The organism is [Pantoea] beijingensis, assembly GCF_022647505.1.
Lineage (GTDB): Bacteria > Pseudomonadota > Gammaproteobacteria > Enterobacterales > Enterobacteriaceae > Erwinia > Erwinia beijingensis.
In genome coordinates this window covers 3,640,349-3,659,914 of record NZ_CP071409.1, presented here as the reverse complement: position 1 = coordinate 3,659,914, position 19,566 = coordinate 3,640,349, and the positions used below count along the sequence as shown (strand labels likewise).

Here is a 19,566-nt window from a genome sequence, read left to right as displayed (position 1 = left end):
GGGCCGGGTGTTGATGATTACTGGGGTTATCCTGTTGATTAAACTGCAGTGGCTGTAGCCGCGTTACGGACGCCAGACAGTTTCTGTACCAGGGAATTAATATCGTTCACTTGTTCCAGCGTCCAGCACTGTTCAATCAAGGCCATTGCCTGCTGCTGATCCATTACTGGTCCAATAGCGTCCAGCAATTTATGGGTTAATTTATTGTCGGTAAGCGGCATTGCCGCGGTTCCCTGGTTGCGTTCCACATGATAGTTAGAGAGCGTGCCATCCGCCCAATGCAGCGTTAACTGACAGCCACGTTTGTCCATGTTCGCGTCCGAGATGATATTCACCAACGAGCAGAGGCGTGTTACTTCAGGATCGTTGATGGTCTCGTCACCAAAATCCCCTAATCCTAATCCATGACGCGTTAATGCAACCGCAATACAGTATGGCGTGCTAAATCTGGCTTCCGATCCGGTTAGGGGATGGGCTAACGCAGTAACGGCAGCCGAGAAAGGATGCAGACGAATGTCGATGCGTATGACATCGCGTCCTTTACCCATATCTTCGGCTGCGGCGGTAGCCGCTTCAATGGCTGCATGCGTGAGTGAGGCGGTAGGATAAAGTTTGTTACCGTTTTCAGGCAGGTGCCACAGCGTATTTAATCCTTCGGTGAGCAGCGCCATATTGGGATCAAGGCTAACGGCACGGAGCAAACCTCGCTGACCTTCAATTGCGGTATCGGTAGACGTAAAGCCCGCCTCGGCCAGCAGCGCGGAAAGTACCCCATCCATTGCTGCTTTAGCCGGATGCAGTGCTTTGGTATCACTTCCATAAACTTCACGAATACCTGCGGCCTGGGTCGCGCTGCAACCCAGGGCATGAGTTGCCGCTTCTGTGGATAGTTTTAACGCATTTGCCGCCGCCGCTGCCGCCGCTACGTGTCCCATGGTTCCGGTTACGTGCCAGGCACTTTGGTAATGGCTTGGGCCGGCGGCCCTCGCCACGCGTGCTCCGGTTTCAAAACCGGCGACATATGCGGTGAGTACATCTTGTCCACTCAAATGGCGTAGCTGGCCGATGGCCAGGATCGCTGGCCACAAGCAGGAACTGAGATGAATGGTTGTTTCGATGGGGTTAAAAACATCATCGTAATCCAGCAAATGCGAAGCGTACGCGTTGCCCAGTGCGGCATAAGGCGCGGAGGTCGTCAGTGGCGTGCCGACAATAGAGGCGACACCGTCTTGCCCCAGGCCCGCAAGCACTTGCTGAACTTTTAGTGCCCCCGGCTGGCTGGCACCTGCCAGCGCAGCTGCGCTCCAGTCTACTAAGGCCCGTTTAGCATAATGGATCACCTCCGGGGGTAAATTTTCCCAAGAGAGTGATGATGCAAAATGACCCAGTTGACTCGTTTGTGTAATCTCGGACGTGAGCTCAGTCATGTTAGTGTTTTTCCTTCAGCAATGTGACCAGTTTTGTAATATCACTTGTGTATTCAGACATCTTTTGCTTCAGCTCATCGCCGGTAACGTATTGCGTTTTACTGCCTTCTTCTTCCATGTATTTCTGCCATTCCGGGGTTTTTACCAGCTTGCTGAAAATATTCTGATACCAGGCAACGGCTTCAGGGCTGATGCCTGGAGGTGCGGCGATGCCGCGGAACTGCAATTCTTCAGGAATACCCTCCATCGGGATCCCTTGTTCCAGCAGTGTGGGAACATCTGAGAATTGTTTATTACGGGCGTTACTGAGCACGCCGATGATCCTCAACTGGCCCGCTGCAACCTGCTCGGAAAAGTCGTTTTGCGCACCGATCATGACCTGCGCATCACCGCGTAGCAGCGCGGTAACGCGCGGCCCGGCATCAGCAAAAGAGAGGTATTTCCAGCTGGTTCCGGTATTTTTCTGGATTTGCAGTGAGGCCAGGTTATCGACGGACTGAAAAGCCCCCCCAACCTGTACCAGCTGTCCCGGATGTTGTTTTGCATCGGCGATAAAATCTGCAAAATTCTTGTAAGGCGATTTCGCTGAGACGGCGACCACCTGCTGCTCATCGGCGATCATGGCGATAACGGTGAGTTTATCGACCGTAGCCGCTTCCTTATTATCAGCCGTCAGGCCAGTGGACACCCATTTGGAGGTGAACGCGGAAATATAATTAGGATCGCCAGGGCGCTCCGCCAGGAAATTCATGGCTGCCAAACCGCCACCTTGTGGTTTGGAGAGTACTGGCCAGTTTCCGGTAAGGATATGGGTCTGCTGAGCGATTTTCAGTACCTGACGTGCGAAGATATCACTACCGCCTCCAGGCCCGGTATCAACCACGACCTGAACATTATCAGGAACGTTAGCATTTTCCTTTTTATCGCAGGCCGTCAGCGACAGGGAAAATAGGGTCATGGCGGCAAGCCATGCCAGACGTGACAACTTTTTGGTTTTCATCATTGCTCCCGTATGCCGGTTCTCCTCTATGGGGCCGGCTAAGTATTTATCGTTTAACTGGCTGCCATCGCCTTGCGGCGGTGTTTGGTACGGCTATAAACCGCAAAGGCAATCAACAGAATGATGGCCACCAGAATGCCGCCAGAGATCGGGCGTTCAATAAAAATAGAAATTCGGTTGTTGGACAGCATTAACGACTGACGGATAGAGCTTTCGGCTTCCGGGCCAAGCACAAATGCCATTAGCATCGGTGCCGCGGGTATGCCCAGTCGACGAAACATATAACCAAATGCACTGAATCCCATTAGCAGCCATACATCGAAGATGGAACTGCGTACGCTATAGGCGCCGACAACGGCCAGAATCATGATGACCGGATACAGCAGCCAATAAGGAATACGAAGGATTTGTACCCATACTGGGATCATTGGCAGATTCAGAACCAATAGAACAATGGTTCCCAGATAAAGACTGGCAATGACCGGCCAGACGATTTCCGGGTGGCTGGTGAACAGCAGTGGGCCTGGCTGGATGCCATACAGCAACAGAGCGGCCAACATCACGGTCGTACTGGCACTACCCGGTAAGCCCAGACTGAGCAGCGGGATCATTGTGCCGCCAGATTCGGAGTTATTGGCTGCTTCAGGACCAGCAACGCCTTCGATGGCCCCGTGTCCAAAGCGCTCAGGCTCTTTAGAGGTATTTTTTACCAGTGCGTAAGAAACGAACGAGGCGATGGTCGAACCGCCACCGGGCAACGCCCCGATAAAGAAACCGACGATCGAACCGAGCAGAATGGCTAACCGTGAACGTTTGAAATCATCTCGTGTTGGCAGGTAATCGCGAAACCGCTTCGGTGTATCCAACGGTTTGCTTTGCTTCATATTTTTGCCGGTGTTGATCAACACTTCACTAATGGCGAACAGGCCAAGTGTCAGGATCAGGAATTCGATCCCGTCATATAAGTTGATGCTGCCGAAGGTAAAGCGCTCGCCACCGGTGAAGATATCGACACCGACGCTGGCAACCAGCAGGCCGGTCAGCATGGAGATCAGCCCCTTAACGGGAGATTTCCCGGCCATTGATACGACCAGTAACAGACCAAACACCATTAACATGGCAAATTCTGGAGGGCCAAAATCAATGGCGATTTTGGCGGCCAGCGGCGCGGCAAAAGTCAGACCGATAACGCCGATGGTACTGGCAATAAAGCCGGAAATTGCCGACATTCCCATAGCGGCACCGGCGCGTCCTTGCTTAGCCAGCTCATGGCCGTCATAACACAGCACCACCGACGATGTTTCCGTGGGAATATTGAGCAAAATCGCAGTCGTTGCCCCGGCGAATTTTGCGCCATGATAAATCCCGGCCATCATGATCAATCCGGTAGCGGGAGGCAGTCGTAGAGTGAGTGGAAGCAGGATAGCCAGGGTTGCAGCTGGGTTCCCCAGACCGGGCAAAATACCAATCAGCGTACCGAGCATCGCCCCCGCGACTATCCACATCAGGTTTGTCAGGGTTAAGGCCCCCTCAAAACCTTCCATCAGGTTGTAAAGTACAGACATGGTGAGTTTCTCTCTTTATTAGTTTTGACGTCAGATACCGAGGATCCCCAGATGCAGCATCCCCACAGGTAGCGCGATACCGAGTAGCCGGACGAAGAGGAAATAGATAGCCACAGGAATGATCAGCAGTGCGATAAAAGAGGTAATGCCGCGGCGTTTTTCAACAACAATAAGCAGCCACGCCATCAGCAACATGCCGGTAACGACGAAACCGACAACAGGGAGTAATGGCACCGCAACAATATAGCCGGCAAAAACCGCAATGGTCCGTCTGGGAATATAAGGGGCGTTTGGCTCTTTTGGCCCCGGTTTCCCGTGCGTAACGTGCTCCACGGGGGGGACTGAGCCAATTGCCCTTACTTCTGGTCCGCCCGGACGATATCCCTGGAAAGCAAGTATTCCACCCAGCAGAAATAGCCCCCCAGAGACAATCCGGGGTAAAAAACCGGGACCAGGGATTTGGTTCGCATAAAAAGGCATTTGGCAAGCGAGTACGAAGGCGATAGCACCCACAATCGCGACCACGATCCCCAGAACCACGTCTTGTCGATTCATTTGTTCACCCCGTATAGCAGACATAATTTCTCCAATGCAGACATGATTTGCTGAGGTATAAGAAATAAGCGGTGGAGTGTCAAGAAATGACGCCGTAAAATTGCTCGCTATGTGACCAGCGTTTCTTTTCTGCATAAAAAAAGAAGAGAAGCTGATAACGGGTGATGCTGAAATAGCATCTCGAACGCAAGGAATTTTTTTAGTTGTTTGGCAGCATCAGGGCGCTATATAGCGCCCATCAGACGACGATTGAGAGAGGGGATATCAGTGACACACTTTTCCGTCAGACAGACAGATCGCGAAATTGCTGGCGGACTTCTTTCAGCGCTTTGACCAGGTTGGTCTGAGTTTCTGGCACCAGTCGTGTGACAGGTACCGCGATGGCAATAGATGCCACAGGCCGATCTGCGGCATTTACCAGGGCAATTGCCACAGAGCCAACGCCTTCTTCGCTCTCTTCATAATTGGTGGCATATCCCTGCTGTCGTACGTCTTCCAGTGCACTTTCAAGTGCGGAAAACGATTTGATTGAACGTGTGGCCGGTCCCACCAATACGTCATCGACATACAGGGCTCGCACCTGTTCCGGGGTCCGCTCAGCCAGCAATGCTTTACCCGCTGAAGTACAGTGTGCCGGCAGTATCTGACCGGTACGCGCAATGACTCGCAGAGCGCGGTCGCTCTCAATGGAATCAAGATAGCGAACCTGATTGCCTTCGAGTGTGACCAGATGGACAGTTTCGCCAAATCGCGTGCCCAGATTTTCCAAAAAAGGTCGGGCCTGGGTTCTGACATCCATTTTCTGTACTACTGCCAGCCCAATATCAATCAGCATTGGGCCCGGGCGGTAGGCACGGCTGGCATCCTGCCGAACAAAGCCTCGATGGATAAGCATTGCCAACAGCCGGTGCGCGGTGGAATGCGCGACATTGAGATAATTACAGGCATCGGTTAGCCGCATACTCTGCTGTTCCCGAAAAAGCAGCAGCAGTCGCAGAGCATTATCGACGGATGAGATAGGATAACTCGGGGAACTGCCTTCACTGGCATTTTTTTCTTCACTCACGGGACACCTCTGCGTTTAAAATTCCTTATAGCAGACAATAATGTCAATTTTTATTGATGTTGTCCACATAGAAGCAACATTTCTCTTGACTTGATTAAAAGTGCATACGAGTATCGGAAGTGTCCTCACTGAGGACTAAGTTTCCTTATATCAGACATTGCGCAAAGAGAGGAGAAACGGGATGCGTATTCGTCATATTGGTGTAGTAACCAAAGATCTCGAACGTACAGCCACATTTTATGAAAAAGTCTTCGGTTTTAAACGCCTGGGACCGGTACGTACCCCCGGGCATTATCCGGGGAAAGCGATTGATATGAGCGACGGCGAAGTGAACTATTCTTTGCTGTGTCCGGATGAGCGTGTTGAGACGGTTCCATGGCAACAAGGAACATTGGGAACCAACCACGTCGGTATCGCTACTGATAATATCACTGGCGTTATTGAAGCCCTGAAAGAGTTCAACATTGAGATCTACGGGGAAGATAAGCAAGAAGTTCCTCCACGATTCTTCAAATTTCTCGATCTGGATGGCGCTGAAATCGATGTGGCTACCGTTGAGCGTAGCTGGAAATATTAAGTTTGCCGGATGACCATTAAAGTAAAAAGCGGAAGGGGTGATCGAAAGCTCCAGCGTCAGCCTCGTCACCCCTTATCCGACTGGTTGCTGGTCATGGCAGTGTTTGCCCGCATTGGTAGTACAGCTTTTGGTGGCGGGAGTGCCACTATTGCTTCAATGCGGCAGGCGTGCTTACGCCATCAATGGATGGATGAAAGACAATTTGTTTCGACTCTTGTCCTTTCACGCCTGACGCCAGGGATTAGTATCCTGGCGCAGGCCTTACTTATTGGCCGTATTGCTGCAGGTATCCCCGGAATGTTTGCGGCCTTAACCGGACTGCTGGCTCCCGCACTGGTGATTACTTGCGGCCTAACGTGGCTTTATGAAGTTATCCACGATCTGCCGGCGGTTGCCGGTCCTTTACATACCGTGGTAGCGACAGCGGCAGGTTTTACCGTGGCACTGACGTTGCAATTAATGCGCGATGTTTTTCGCGGCCAGCGTATTGTCATGATTATGCTGGTGCTCCTGGTTTATACCGCTCTGGCGTTTTGGGTGAATAATCCGCTGATCGTGATGGCCAGTGCTATCTTTCTGGCACTACTTTTTCCTGCTGTGTTTGACTCGCCCTCTTCTTCATCTGATAAAACAGATTCTGATAAGTGAGGAAACATGACGCTATCGCATCTTTTCGGGGTGATTTTTCTGGCGAGCATACTCAGTTTCGGTGGATTAAGTTCATTACCTATTTTGCGTGGTCAGATGCAAAATGCCGGCTTACCCGCGGATACCTTACTGTTGCACTCACTGGCGATTGGCAATATCGCTCCGGGTCCAAATGGTTTATATCTGGTGGTGGTAGGATATTTTATCGGTGGGTTTAACGGGGCATGTGTTGCTGTTATCGCGCTGATAGTCCCTCCTTTCCTGGTGATTATTCTCGAACGTATCCGTAACCGCTTAGTCCATTTACGTCGTTTTCGCGCGGTGATGTTTTCACTCAGTCTGGCGGTAATCGCCGTGCTGATCCCCTCCAGTGCCTCACTCGTTAGCCACGCTGCCACGGATCTTACGGGGATGCTGATGGTTGCCGCCGGAGCACTTCTGCTGCTGCTCCGACTTCCTTCTCTGGTCGGAATTGCACTGGCTATTGGGGTTGGCTTCTTCAGCTATTAATCAAAAGAACAAGTGGATATAAACTATCACCATTACAGCCCATCGTGACGAATGGAGGGGAGCCGAATATGATATTTGAGCGCCAGCATGCGGATAGCGGTACACGTCAGAATAGCTAACCAAATGCTATAAGATTGGGGGATACATTTCGTGGAGCCTAATAATTCAATACCTGCACCTACGATAGCTGCACTGGCGTATATTTCCTGTTTAAAAATAGTGGGAACCTGACCGGTCAAAATATCCCGGAGACATCCTCCTCCGATGGCACTGATGCAGCCAAGAATGACGGAAATCTGAATATTTCCGGTATATTGATAGCTTTTATTTGCGCCAAATGCTGCAAAAAATCCCAGCCCAAGAGCATCAAAAAACAGTGCTGATTTTGTAAAAGATAAAATAATCTTTTGTAGAAACGTCACACAAAATATTGCCAGAAAAACGGCGATAAGATAAGTGCTACTGACCAGTCCAGCAGGTGGGGCTGAGGCGATGCAAATATCGCGGATGATTCCTCCTCCCGTAGCGGTCGTGAATGCCAGAACAAATACCCCGAATATATCAAAATCCTGACGCACACCGACCGTTGCACCACTTAAGGCAAATATAAAGGTACCCGTTAAATCTAAATAATGGAGCGGTTGAAACATCGTGAAAGTCTCTCGTCATGTCCGTGGCAATATGCCCGGCATTTGTCAGGCTACAGGTCTGCTGGCGACGTCTTTTATCCCGGTTTATGGTGATTGGGAGATTTCCTGTAGCCTGAATTATTTGGTTTTACAGCCAGCAAAGAGCGCCCACTAACATGGCTTCCATTCCGGTTCTAAGGGCCGGGTCGAGAGAGACGGTAAAAAGTGAGGAGTGGTTGGCAGGAATGCTGTTGACGCTATCGGTTTTGACCGCATTATCCCAGATCGCCCCATCGGTGCCGCCGACGAGCCAGAAAACGTAGGGCACTTGCCATTTCCTGCCAAATTGACTGAAATCCTCGCTGGCTACTGCCGGAGGTGTTTCATAAGCTTTGTCACCAAAATAGTCGATGAATCCTTCGCGAATAACGTCCATTGCGGCGGCGTCATTATCCGTTACCGGATAACTGCTAATCACGCTGATATTGGGATCGGCTGCTCCAGATGCATGGCTTTCACATGTGCATATTTTTTTTACCGATGAGAGCATCTTTTCTCTGACATTGTCGCTGTAACTGCGCATATTCAATTTTATGACCGCTTCATCAGGTATAATATTTTCTTTCGTTCCGGCATTAATGCAGCCAATCGTTAATACTGCACTGTCGAGCGGTGCGATTTCCCTCGATACGATACTCTGCAAACGCACTGCCGTGTAAGCTGCCATCATTACCGGGTCTTTAGCCAAATGCGGCATCGCGCCGTGCGCCCCTTTTCCCTTAAACGTTATACTCAGGCTATCACCCGCAGAAAGTATTACGCCGGTACGGTAACCTACAGTGCCCGGTGCGCCAGGCATAACATGCTGGCCGAGAATAATATCCGGTTTGGGAAAGGTATCTTGCATGTCCTTAAGCATTGACAGTGCGCCGATACCGCACTCTTCGCCCGGTTGAAATACCAGCATCAGTGTACCTGTCCAGCTATTCCGATGTTTCGCCATTACCTCGGCAGCACCCAGTAACCAGGTAACATGCAAATCGTGCCCGCACATGTGTGCAACTGGGGTCATTTCACCGTCTAACGTCTTTCCTGTAACTTTGCTGGCATAGGGTAAATTAGTCTTTTCTTCTATGGGAAGGGCATCCATATCTGCTCTAAGCATGACTGTTTTGCCCGGACCATTTTTCAGAATACCGACGACGCCGGTAACACCCAACTCCTTATGTACCTCATAGCCTAATGCCGCAAGTTTTTCTGCCACAATGCCTGCAGTACGGTACTCCTGCATTGAGAGCTCTGGATTTTGATGCAGGTCTTTATAAATATCGGTTAAGGCAGGAAGAAGCGACTGAATCGTATTTTGTAAAGGTTGTAAACGCTGTCTCATAAATTTCTCCTGGTACTCATGATATGAATAAAGAAATCGTTGTCTTTATTCAAAGAGACGTCCGCTGGATTTATTTTTAAGTCAGAACCGCAAAACAATAACTAATAATAGTTATTGGTGGGCACTGTTTTATAGTTTTACCTGTTAATAAAATTTATTAATCTATTTCCCTATGGATAAATAACATGCCGATTACGCTTATATTAATAGGTAAAACAATTTGTCTTATCTGGTTTTTTTGTGCTTTTTCGGCCACGCTTAATAAATATTTTCGCAAGGTTTTGATGATGAAATGGGCGTTGTTGAATAAATCAAACTTTTGCGGAATGGCAGGATCAGATCACGCATTATCCTGACAATACGGGCAATCCCGTGGCAAAGCAGACGTTCAGAATCGCCAACCGGAGCACTTACAATAAAGCCCTTATCAACCGGAGCTCCATCACCTTCTGGCTGGACGATGAAGCGATTAAGGCATGGTACGAAGCCGCAACACCGTCATCACGGGGATGACATCAACACTATTCTGACCTTGCCACCCCCACCGTGCTGATGATTAAACGGATATTCCGGCTCACCCTGGGGCTGCTCAGGGATTTATTGATTCCATTTTCGCCCTGATGAAGAGCCCGCTTCGCTGTCCGGACTACACCTGCATCAGTAAGCGGGCGAAGTCAGTTAACGTCTGTTTTAAAACACCCACCCGGGGGAAGTCGCCCATCTGGTTCTCGATTCAACCGGACTGAACGTCTTCGGTGAGGGGGAATGGAAGGTAAAAAAGCGCGGGGCAGAGAAACGCCGTATCTGGCGAAAGCTGCACCTTGCTGTTGATGCGAAAACGCATGAAATCATCTGTGCTGATCTGTCGCTGAACAATGTTACGGACTCAGAAGCCTTTCCCGGGCTCATCCGTCAGACCCATCGAAAAATCAGGTCAGTCGTAGCCGACGGCGTTTACGATACCCGGTAATGTCACGATGAACTGCGCCGCAGGAAAATCAGCGCACTCCTCCCTCCCCGAAAAGGCGCGGGTTACCGGTCGGGTGAGTATGCAGACTGCACCGGGCTGTTGCGGATCAGCGACTGAGCGGGAGCAATGCCAGGTGGAAATGGACAACAGAGTATAACCGACGCTCAACAGCGGAAACGACGATGTACAGAATGAAGCTGCTGTTCGGTGGTTCAGTGACGCTGCGGGACTACGATGGTCAGGTTGCAGAAGCTCTGGCCATGGTGTGTGCGCTGAATAAAATGACGAAGGCAGGCATGCCAGAAAGTGTGCGTATTACCTGAGCGCCAGTCCTTTTGTAGGGGCGCTTGAAAAAAATCTGATTTATTCAACAAAGCCGTGCCACGCCATGGATCGCTTTCGTAATGAACCTTATCCCGCCAGCCGGACATCCGAGTTTATCATCATCAATCGCCTGGTTGATGCTTAAGCATGGATTACAGAAACGCCTTCAGCATACGGTGCCCACGTTTATATTATTTTTGAAGCCGCTGTAAGAATCGCATAGCCGTCTTTCAACGTGCTTGCGAAAGGTTTCCCGTCCAGAATGTGGCAACCTGCGTTGGCGGCTTCAACGGTGACTTTTTCATGTACAGGGTGAGGGGGACAAAACCGGCGACATTAATCCCCTCATTTTTTATTATTTCGGAAATATTATCGTATGCCTTCACTCCATATTGTTTAGCAAACTCTTGCGCAGGTGAAAGATTCCTGTCTGATACGGCGCAAAATAAGGCGTTATCCAGTTTCTGGTAGGCTTTTGCGTGGAAGTGGCCAACTTTTCCACAACCCATATTCGCTGTTTTCAGCATCATAATACATTTTTAGTTATCGATTATATTCTGTTTAAAAAACAACAGGTTTTGAACTAAGTAGCCTCTTTGTTATCGGTAACAATTAGTCATGTCAACTTTTGTCATACCCATAGCACCGAAGTGATAAATTCATCATGTGTGATGATAATCAGAGTTAGCGATTGTTCATCGTAATTTCATAATCGAGAGATAAGAGATTATATTGTTTATTATCAATGAATTAATTTTTCTGTAGAAGGATGAGTGCAAAAAATGCCTGCTGTCATAAAAATGATAGAGCCTCGCCCGATCATATTTTATTGATGTCTGTCCAAAATGTAATAACTTGTTTATGCAGGAATTAAATCGCTTCCAGAGCAAACTCGTATTTTTATGCACTAATATCGTAGGAATGAACAGCCTGACTCAGCCGTTTTAGTTGATACTGTCAGTGGCTGTTAAAGATGGCGCGGCTTTTTATCCAATCGACAACGATAATTCTTAGCCAGACGCTTCCGGGCATGCAGGCATGCACCCGGTCACAGTAATCGTAATAAATTCAGATTTACTATGGAAAACGCCGTCATTACTCGTGCATTTCAGTTTTATGACCCTTTCCTTGTTGAGAACGTCATGAAACGATAGGCAGTGTGACTCAGGAAGAATGAAGCACCAACGCCGCGAATTCAGAACAGCGAATATCGAGCAGGGTTGCTTCGCTGAAGATGGAGTTGAAAACATGTCTGAGCCAAAAACCGCGATGCGTCGGATTGATGCGTCCAAAGCTTACCGAATACTTGAATCCGGTCCGATCCTCATGGTCAGCACGCACGATGGTGTGCGTCCAAACATCATGACCATGGGATTTCATATGATGATACAGCACGCACCTCCGCTTATTGGTTGCGTTATTGGTCCCTGGGACCATAGTTTTACCGCGTTGCACGAGACCGGCCAATGTGTTCTCGCTGTGCCGGGAACTGACCTCGCGCAAACCGTTGTCGATATAGGTAATTGTAGCGGTGCTGAAGTTGATAAGTTCGAGCATTTTGGGCTGAGCACGGCATCGCCGGCAAAGGTTCGCGCTCCACTCTTAAGCGATTGTCTCTACAATATTGAGTGCGTTGTACATGATGATTCGCTGGTTGACCGGTATCATCTTTTTATTCTCGAAGCTGTCGCAGTATGGTCTAACGACGCCCGAAAAGAGCGCCGCTACCTGCATCACCACGGTGATGGGACTTTCACAGCGGATGGCGAACGCCTCGACTTGCGACATCGAATGACCCAGTGGAAGCAGTTCCAGGTCGATCTTTGACGACATCATTTTTGGAGTTCAAGACATGGCCCAGATCAAATACGCATTTATCATCAAAGCGCCTGGTTACCAAAGCGCCACGCATGCGGCACATATGGAATCGCCTGAATTTGATGCCAAATTCATTGGCGTAAATGACTTCGCCGAGGCGCTGACCGCCGCCGAAGCACTCGCTGATGCAGGCATCCAGGTCATCGAACTTTGTGGCGGTTTTACGCCGCAGGAAGCTACAAAATTGCGCCAGCATTTCCCTGATATCGATATTGGGCGAGTGGCTTATCCTTAATGTCCTTGCCCTGTAACTAGTAAGTAGTCTTTCCATCAACACGATTCGATTGGAGATACAACATGAAATACAAGACTCTGGGTAACACCGGTTTGCTCGTTTCCCGTTTGTGCCTGGGCACGATGACCTTTGGCGATGGTAGTGGTGTCTACAAACATATTGGTGCAGCCGGACAGAAAGAGGCTGACGATCTGGTTAAAGCGGCGTTTGATGCTGGCGTTAATTTCTTCGATACCGCGGATGTCTATTCTGATGGTGCAAGCGAGCAGGCACTGGGGCAATCCTTCAAAAATCTGGGCCTTGCGCGTAGCGAAGTTGTGCTTGCAACTAAAGCCTATAGCCGTATGGGGCAAGGGCGCAATGATGTTGGCGCATCTCGTGGCCATATTATGGATGCCGTCGAAGCCAGCCTGAAACGCCTTCAGACCGATCATATCGACCTGTATCAGATCCACGCGAATGATATTATTACACCGATTGACGAGACACTGCGTGCACTCGACGATTTAGTGACTCAAGGTAAAGTTCGCTACATTGGGGTATCGAATTGGCAAGCCTGGAAAATTGCACGTTCCCTGGGTATCTCGGAACACAAGAACCTGGCACGCTTTGAAACCTTGCAGGCTTACTATTCGGTCGCCGGTCGCGATTTGGAACGTGAACTTGGGCCGTTGCTCGAGGCGGAGAAAATGGGGCTGCTGGTCTGGAGTCCTCTTGCGGGTGGTCTGCTCTCCGGCAAATTTAACCGCAATAACCAGAAACCAGAAGATTCGCGTCGTTCTGAGTTTGACTTCCCAATCGTAAACCGGGAAAGAGCCTGGAATATTATTGATGTTCTGGTACCGATTGCACAGGCGCATGGTTGCAGCCCTGCACGCGTTGCGCTGGCGTGGCTGCTGTCCAGACCTGTTGTTACCTCGGTGATCATGGGCGCGAAACGCGTTGATCAGCTAGAGGATAACCTCGCAGCCATCGATTTGACGTTGACAGAAGATGAGCTGCGTCAGCTTGATGCAGTGAGCGCGCTGCCGCCGGAATATCCAGGTTGGATGTTGGATACACAAGGTGCAGATCGCCTGGGACCAGTCGATTTGTGGTCATCTGCAAGCGCATCCTGATACTTTTTATTCTCTCATTACGCTTTTAACAGGGTCCGGGCCATTAACGGTTCGGATCCCGCCACAACGAGGAAATCTGAAACATGGCATCTTTAAACGGAAAGACCATTATTGTCACCGGAGCAGCTAACGGAATCGGTCGTGCTGAGGCTGAGTTACTTGCTCGGTCAGGTGCAAACGTCGTCTTCACCGATCTCGATGAAGCAAATGGCACCGCAGCAGCGGAAGCATTCGGCGAGCAAGCGGTTTTTATCCGCCACGACGTTTCCTCTGCAGCAGATTGGCAGCGAGTGATCGCCACGACGATTGAGCGCTTTGGCCGTCTGGACGGACTGGTCAACAATGCTGGTATCTACAGACCCGGTGCGCTGGAAGACACGACCGAAGAAAACTTTGACACCCAGGTTGCTATCAACCAGAAAGGCACTTTCTTTGGAATGCAGTATGCCGCCGCTGAAATGAAAAAGAGTGGTGGCGGCTCGATCGTTAACACTTCATCAATTTGTGGTATCCGCGGCTTCCGTGGTTGTATTGCTTATAATGGTACCAAGTGGGCGATACGTGGCTTGACGAAAACTGCAGCTGCAGAACTCGGTAAATATGGTATCCGTGTCAATGCAGTTCTGCCAGGATTCGTTGATACCAATATCTTGTCAGCCAATTCGGATGAGATGAATCAGCAGGCAGCGAAAGACTCGGTCCTTAACCGTTTAGGTCGACCAGAAGATATCGCATCATTAGTGCTCTATCTGATCTCCGATGACAGTGCTTTTGTTACCGGTGCTGATTTACTGGCAGATGGCGGCTATACATTATAAGCGACATCATGTCCGGCCAGAGCCTTCATATATTCTGCTAACTAATTTTCGGTAATGCCGAGGAATAAATCAGCGGGTAATGGACTGAATCTTCAGTTTATATTTCTATCTGTAACCGGATAATATTCGGGAGAAAGAAGATAACGTAATCTGTGGGGTCTGTAGGTTCATATAATTCCGGAGTCGACGTTGACTCCGGGATAATTTTATACAAGGCGTCAATGAGGACTGCTATCGAATATGATTCTACTAATTTTCGGTGACTCTATAAATAGTTTACGCCAGCAGTTTCTTTCTTACATTATCAAAGTAAATCATATGGAAACTCTTGTCTTTCGCGGAGTCTAGTGTTTTTTGCGATACCTTGTCTTTTTCAAACAATGCCATTGAGGTTCTGGTAAATATTGTATGATCGCCCTGTGCTAAAAAATCATAACGGATCGTCATATTCTCATCTCTGCCGCCGAAATATAGTGATTTACATTCCCATAGTTTGTTTTTTTCATACCCAGTAACCAACCAGACGACATTTATCGCATGTGAACTGCCTGGGTAGCTGATCTGCTCTATTGCTACATCACCATGAGTAAGACTCTTTTTTATATCGGGACCATACATAGCGCTGGTTAATGGATGCAATTCCACCCAGTTTGAAATCGTTGTTACTAAATTAAATAGCTCAGTGACATCAGCATTAAAACTTTCTTCAACAACATTCGGAATCGATATTGTGCTATGCTCCATTTTTTTAACCTCCTGTTAGTAAATCTATTTGTATCCATAAAAATCATTTTAAATTCGACAGGGTATTTCCCTGGTGGAGTATAATAATCTCCGTTTCTCCAGGTGATATGATTTATTTTCCTACAGCCAAAGTTGCAACTATATCAATATTAAATAATAATTAAGGTGCGGAAACATCATGCTATTTGAAAAAACAACTATCTTGTTTTTTCGTGCTCATTGAGTTTTCAGATTATATCTCTGCGGACTACCCCTTTTAACGCTATAGCCCGCACCGCTTTCCGTGAGCAATCGCGTGGGAAAATTCGGATTTTTATGCACTAATTTTGGAAGAATAGACAGTTAAAGTGGATTGCTTTGCATGATAATAGATGTATGTGCTGGAGTTGGACATCTTTGTGTTCGCGTACCTAATGACTCAGGGTGATACGCCTCTGGTACACGCTTTGGTTTGACGAGTATCCCTATCGATAATGCTGATGAAGCACACCTTAGTTATTAACGTATTCCAGTTACATGCGGGGTTCTTCAGGGAAGAACTTAACAGGATGGGCTATGTCATGAGTGACTTTAGCAAGCCGTACTATATGTAGGGGGCAGGGTAAGATGTACATGCTATCCTTGTTTTGAGTACCCCTGCGCAACTTGCGGTGATGAAAGTTTACCCTTGCCTGGAAAATCCGGCGACGATGTCATGGTCGCCAACACCGCTAGCGACCCGTTCTACGGCGATGAGGCCAACCGTTCTTTTGGCAGCCACCGTTCTGGAGCTGTTCGTTTCAAGCTGTTTTTAACTATTAACCGATCGGAGTTTCCCTATGAAGAAGCGTATTCTTGGTAATTCAGGTCTTGAGGTTTCCGCCTTGGGGCTAGGTTGTATGGGCATGAGCTGGGCCTATGGTGCGCCTGGTGACCGTGGCGAAATGATAAAACTGCTCCGCGATGCTGTTGATCTTGGCGTAACGTTCTTTGACACTGCGGAAGTTTACGGCCCGCTGATCAATGAGGAACTGCTTGGTGAAGCCTTGGAACCCGTACGGAACAAGGTTGTTATCGCGACGAAATTCGGCTGGGAGCTGGATCCTAATGGCGGTGCATGGCCAATCGGCCTGAATAGCCGTCCTGAGCACATTAAGCAAGTCGCGGACGCATCGCTGAAGCGTCTGCGTACCGATCACATCGATCTCTTCTATCAGCACCGGGTTGATCCTTCTGTACCGATCGAGGACGTTGCCGGTGCCGTTGCGGACCTTATCAAGGCGGGTAAAGTTGGTCATTTCGGTCTGTCGGAAGCCAGTGCAGCAACCATCCGCCGCGCACATGCTGTGCAGCCAGTCGCGGTCGTTCAGAGTGAATACTCTTTATGGTCACGTGAGCCAGAAGTGGAGGTATTACCCACACTTGAGGAACTTGGCATCGGATTTGTACCTTATAGTCCGCTCGGTCGAGGTTTTCTCACCGGAGCATTCAGCTCTGATGCGAAATTTGCAGCCGACGATTACAGGGCAGGAAATCCGCGGTTTACGGCTGAAGCGTTACAAAAAAACGCTGCACTGATAGAGCAACTGAAAGCGATCGCTACGCCAAAAGGTGCGACGCCTGGTCAGCTTGCGCTCGCCTGGTTGCTCGCCCGCAAACCCTGGATCGTACCAATTCCTGGAACAAGGAAGCTGTCGCGTCTTGAGGAGAACATCGGTGCGGTTTCTCTCGAATTGAGTGACGCCGAGCTGGCCGCGATCGAGAAGGTGATCGCTGAAAACCAAATAGAAGGCCAGCGTTACCAGGATAATGAGTTGTCGATGGTCAATTTATAGTTGTGAGCGGCGCTGCGGTTTGTCGTAGCGCCACCCCTTGTCGATGAAGATCGGCTCAGAAGGAGAAATATAATGATCTATGAATTAAGAGAATATACTGCAGTGCCCGGTCGAATGGCGGCGATGGTAAAGCGTTTTAACGAGGAATCCCTGCGTCTTTTCAAGAAGCACGGTATGGAAGTTGTTTTCTTATCCCTCACGACATTCGGCCGGGATACGGTTAATGAGCTGGTTTATGTGCTGAAATTCGATTCAGAGCAGGATCTGGCCACAAAGTGGCAGGCTTTTTATGCGGATCCAGAATGGCACACTGTGCGTGACGAATCAGAAGTAGATGGTCCCCTGGTTGTATCGGTAGGTCGACGCGTGCTGAGCCCGGACGCTTTCAACATTTCATAGTTTGACTGACACTCCCGCACGTTCACATTACGCGCGTATCGTGAACATTATCGCGATTGACGCTTGAATTTACGGAATAGCCGCCCGGTAATATAACGCGCGGCTATTCTGCTTTTGCCCGATAGGATTGATGTCTGGCCCGCTTCTTTAAGTCTTCGCTTCAAACCAGGGTTGACTTTTTGTTCCAGCTTAGCCCAGTGGACTGACCCCGTTCGGTAGACGACCTGCTCTATCATTTCCTACCCGACGATCCTGTCCTATAGTTTGACCACAGGAGGAGCGTATGTATACACCCCGATTTACACCTAATTTAAAGAAGAAGCCGTCCGTCAGATAACGGAAGGCGGTTATTCCGTCGCTGAGATTTCTGACCAGCTGGGCGTTCCAGCACACTGTCTCTATAAGTGGTTATGGGCTATCAAATCCGATAATCAGCAGGATGCCCGTGATTTACTGGAAGCGAAAAGTGAGATCCTGAAGCTCAGGGCACAGCTGAAGCGCACTGAAGAGGAACGGGATATTCTGAAAAAGGCCGCGCGGTACTTTGCAAGGGGGCCTTACTTAGGTACCGCTTTATCAATGAGCACCGCTCTGTATGGGGTGTGAAGTGGCACACTGAATTTGGCCACCTGAACAGAGGTGATATGCTCACCTCAGAACAACACAGGTGCTCCAATGAAAAAAAGAAATTTCAGCGCAGAGTTTAAACGCGAATCCGCTCAACTGGTTGTTGACCAGAACTACACGGTGGCAGATGCCGCCAAAGCTATGGATGTTGGCCTTTCCACAATGACAAGATGGGTCAAACAACTGCGTGATGAGCGTCAGGGCAAAACACCAAAAGCCTCTCCGATAACACCAGAACAAATCGAAATACGTGAGCTGAGGAAAAAGCTACAACGCATTGAAATGGAGAATGAAATATTAAAAAAGGCTACCGCGCTCTTGATGTCAGACTCCCTGAACAGTTCTCGATAATCGGGAAACTCAGAGCGCATTATCCTGTGGTCACACTCTGCCATGTGTTCGGGGTTCATCGCAGCAGCTACAGATACTGGAAAAACCGTCCTGAAAAACCAGACGGCAGACGGGCTGTATTACGCAGTCAGGTACTTGAGCTACATGGCATCAGCCACGGTTCGGCCGGAGCAAGAAGCATCGCCACAATGACAACCCGGAGAGGCTACCAGATGGGACGCTGGCTTGCTGGCAGGCTCATGAAAGAGCTGGGGCTGGTCAGCTGTCAGCAGCCGACTCACCGGTATAAACGTGGTGGTCATGAACATGTTGCTATCCCTAACTACCTTGAACGGCAGTTCGCCGTGACCGAGCCAAATCAGGTGTGGTGCGGTGATGTGACCTATATCTGGACGGGTAAGCGCTGGGCGTACCTCGCCGTTGTTCTCGACCTGTTCGCAAGAAAACCAGTGGGCTGGGCCATGTCGTTCTCGCCGGACAGCAGGCTCACCATGAAAGCGCTGGAAATGGCATGGGAAACCCGTGGTAAGCCCGGCGGGGTGATGTTCCACAGCGATCAGGGCAGTCATTATACGAGCAGGCAGTTCCGGCAGTTATTGTGGCGATACCAGAGCAGGCAGAGTATGAGCCGGCGCGGAAACTGCTGGGATAACAGCCCAATGGAACGCTTCTTCAGGAGTCTGAAGAACGAATGGATGCCGGTGGTGGGTTACGTAAGCTTCAGCGAGGCAGCTCACGCCATAACGGATTATATCGTTGGATATTACAGCGCACTAAGACCGCACGAATATAACGGAGGGTTACCCCCAAACGAATCGGAAAATCGATACTGGAAAAACTCTAACTCGGTGGCCAGTTTTTGTTGACCACTTCACAATTAATTTTGCGCAATCCGTGTCATCTCGATACCGTTGATGACAG

Annotated in this window: 19 protein-coding genes and 2 pseudogenes; 12 read left to right on the top strand and 9 right to left on the bottom strand. The window is 49.4% G+C overall.

The features are described 5' to 3' along the window. Positions 1-38 precede the first annotated feature (38 nt). The 5 genes from J1C60_RS16595 to J1C60_RS16575 form a co-directional block, all read right to left on the bottom strand. A complete protein-coding gene (locus tag J1C60_RS16595; protein ID WP_128175621.1) occupies positions 39-1,427 on the bottom strand; it encodes an MmgE/PrpD family protein in 1,389 nt (462 codons plus the stop codon). Position 1,428: 1 nt separating this feature from the next. Next, positions 1,429-2,430 carry a Bug family tripartite tricarboxylate transporter substrate binding protein gene (locus J1C60_RS16590; protein ID WP_128175619.1) on the bottom strand — a complete coding sequence of 334 codons (1,002 nt, stop codon included), beginning with the start codon at positions 2,428-2,430 and terminating at the stop codon, positions 1,429-1,431. Positions 2,431-2,480: 50 nt separating this feature from the next. Beyond that, positions 2,481-3,992 carry a tripartite tricarboxylate transporter permease gene (locus tag J1C60_RS16585; protein WP_128175617.1) on the bottom strand — a complete coding sequence of 504 codons (1,512 nt, stop codon included), beginning with the start codon at positions 3,990-3,992 and terminating at the stop codon, positions 2,481-2,483. 30 nt (positions 3,993-4,022) lie between these two features. Beyond that, a complete protein-coding gene (locus J1C60_RS16580; protein WP_164877264.1) occupies positions 4,023-4,547 on the bottom strand; it encodes a tripartite tricarboxylate transporter TctB family protein in 525 nt (174 codons plus the stop codon). A gap of 283 nt (positions 4,548-4,830) precedes the next feature. Continuing rightward, positions 4,831-5,613: an IclR family transcriptional regulator gene (locus tag J1C60_RS16575; RefSeq protein WP_128175614.1), complete on the bottom strand. Its 783-nt coding sequence runs from the start codon at positions 5,611-5,613 to the stop codon at positions 4,831-4,833. 181 nt (positions 5,614-5,794) lie between these two features. On the opposite strand from J1C60_RS16575, the gene J1C60_RS16570 reads away from it, so the two are divergent. The 3 genes from J1C60_RS16570 to J1C60_RS16560 all read left to right on the top strand — a co-directional run bounded on the left by J1C60_RS16570 (position 5,795) and on the right by J1C60_RS16560 (position 7,348). Next, the gene (locus J1C60_RS16570; protein WP_128175612.1) at positions 5,795-6,190 is read left to right on the top strand and encodes a VOC family protein; all 396 of its coding nucleotides are present in this window, start codon (positions 5,795-5,797) and stop codon (positions 6,188-6,190) included. A 93-nt stretch (positions 6,191-6,283) separates the two neighbouring features. Next, a complete protein-coding gene (locus J1C60_RS16565; RefSeq protein ID WP_164877263.1) occupies positions 6,284-6,838 on the top strand; it encodes a chromate transporter in 555 nt (184 codons plus the stop codon). Positions 6,839-6,844: 6 nt separating this feature from the next. Further along, on the top strand, positions 6,845-7,348 hold the full coding sequence (locus tag J1C60_RS16560; RefSeq protein ID WP_128175608.1) for a chromate transporter: 504 nt from the start codon (positions 6,845-6,847) through the stop codon (positions 7,346-7,348). A 32-nt stretch (positions 7,349-7,380) separates the two neighbouring features. On the opposite strand, the gene J1C60_RS16555 is transcribed toward J1C60_RS16560, so the two are convergent. Beyond that, on the bottom strand, positions 7,381-7,998 hold the full coding sequence (locus tag J1C60_RS16555) for a trimeric intracellular cation channel family protein (protein ID WP_128175606.1): 618 nt from the start codon (positions 7,996-7,998) through the stop codon (positions 7,381-7,383). A 127-nt stretch (positions 7,999-8,125) separates the two neighbouring features. Next, complete coding sequence (locus J1C60_RS16550; RefSeq protein ID WP_128175604.1) at positions 8,126-9,367, bottom strand: amidohydrolase; 1,242 nt, start codon at positions 9,365-9,367, stop codon at positions 8,126-8,128. A gap of 372 nt (positions 9,368-9,739) precedes the next feature. Between J1C60_RS16550 and J1C60_RS16545 the strand changes: the two are divergent. After that, positions 9,740-10,660 (top strand): annotated as a pseudogene (locus tag J1C60_RS16545) (IS5 family transposase). 231 nt (positions 10,661-10,891) lie between these two features. Here the strand turns inward: J1C60_RS16545 and J1C60_RS16540 are convergent. Then, positions 10,892-11,191, bottom strand: coding sequence for a Gfo/Idh/MocA family oxidoreductase (locus J1C60_RS16540; RefSeq protein ID WP_235859149.1), 300 nt, complete (start codon positions 11,189-11,191; stop codon positions 10,892-10,894). A gap of 718 nt (positions 11,192-11,909) precedes the next feature. On the opposite strand from J1C60_RS16540, the gene J1C60_RS16535 reads away from it, so the two are divergent. From J1C60_RS16535 to J1C60_RS16520, 4 genes are all read left to right on the top strand, one after another. Then, a complete protein-coding gene (locus tag J1C60_RS16535; RefSeq protein ID WP_229655762.1) occupies positions 11,910-12,488 on the top strand; it encodes a flavin reductase family protein in 579 nt (192 codons plus the stop codon). Positions 12,489-12,513: 25 nt separating this feature from the next. Continuing rightward, positions 12,514-12,774, top strand: a complete 261-nt coding sequence (locus J1C60_RS16530) for a DUF6506 family protein (protein ID WP_128175603.1) — start codon at positions 12,514-12,516, stop codon at positions 12,772-12,774. Positions 12,775-12,836: 62 nt separating this feature from the next. Then, positions 12,837-13,892, top strand: coding sequence for an aldo/keto reductase (locus tag J1C60_RS16525; RefSeq protein ID WP_128175601.1), 1,056 nt, complete (start codon positions 12,837-12,839; stop codon positions 13,890-13,892). An 83-nt stretch (positions 13,893-13,975) separates the two neighbouring features. Further along, complete coding sequence (locus tag J1C60_RS16520) at positions 13,976-14,710, top strand: SDR family NAD(P)-dependent oxidoreductase (protein ID WP_128175599.1); 735 nt, start codon at positions 13,976-13,978, stop codon at positions 14,708-14,710. A 276-nt stretch (positions 14,711-14,986) separates the two neighbouring features. Here the strand turns inward: J1C60_RS16520 and J1C60_RS16515 are convergent, their stop codons facing one another. Further along, positions 14,987-15,454: a hypothetical protein gene (locus tag J1C60_RS16515; protein WP_128175597.1), complete on the bottom strand. Its 468-nt coding sequence runs from the start codon at positions 15,452-15,454 to the stop codon at positions 14,987-14,989. Between the two features lie 818 nt (positions 15,455-16,272). Here J1C60_RS16515 and J1C60_RS16510 point away from each other — a divergent pair. The 4 genes and pseudogenes from J1C60_RS16510 to J1C60_RS16495 all read left to right on the top strand — a co-directional run bounded on the left by J1C60_RS16510 (position 16,273) and on the right by J1C60_RS16495 (position 19,511). Further along, positions 16,273-17,268, top strand: coding sequence for an aldo/keto reductase (locus J1C60_RS16510; protein WP_128175595.1), 996 nt, complete (start codon positions 16,273-16,275; stop codon positions 17,266-17,268). A gap of 72 nt (positions 17,269-17,340) precedes the next feature. Then, on the top strand, positions 17,341-17,667 hold the full coding sequence (locus tag J1C60_RS16505; RefSeq protein WP_128175593.1) for an NIPSNAP family protein: 327 nt from the start codon (positions 17,341-17,343) through the stop codon (positions 17,665-17,667). A 283-nt stretch (positions 17,668-17,950) separates the two neighbouring features. Beyond that, positions 17,951-18,272: pseudogene (locus J1C60_RS16500) on the top strand (transposase); the annotation flags it as partial. A gap of 70 nt (positions 18,273-18,342) precedes the next feature. Then, positions 18,343-19,511 (top strand): IS3-like element IS911 family transposase gene (locus J1C60_RS16495; RefSeq protein ID WP_128177241.1). Its coding sequence is split into 2 segments (ribosomal slippage): positions 18,343-18,592 and positions 18,592-19,511, totalling 1,170 coding nucleotides; the frame shifts between segments, so codons are not numbered across the junction. Positions 19,512-19,566: the final 55 nt, after the last annotated feature.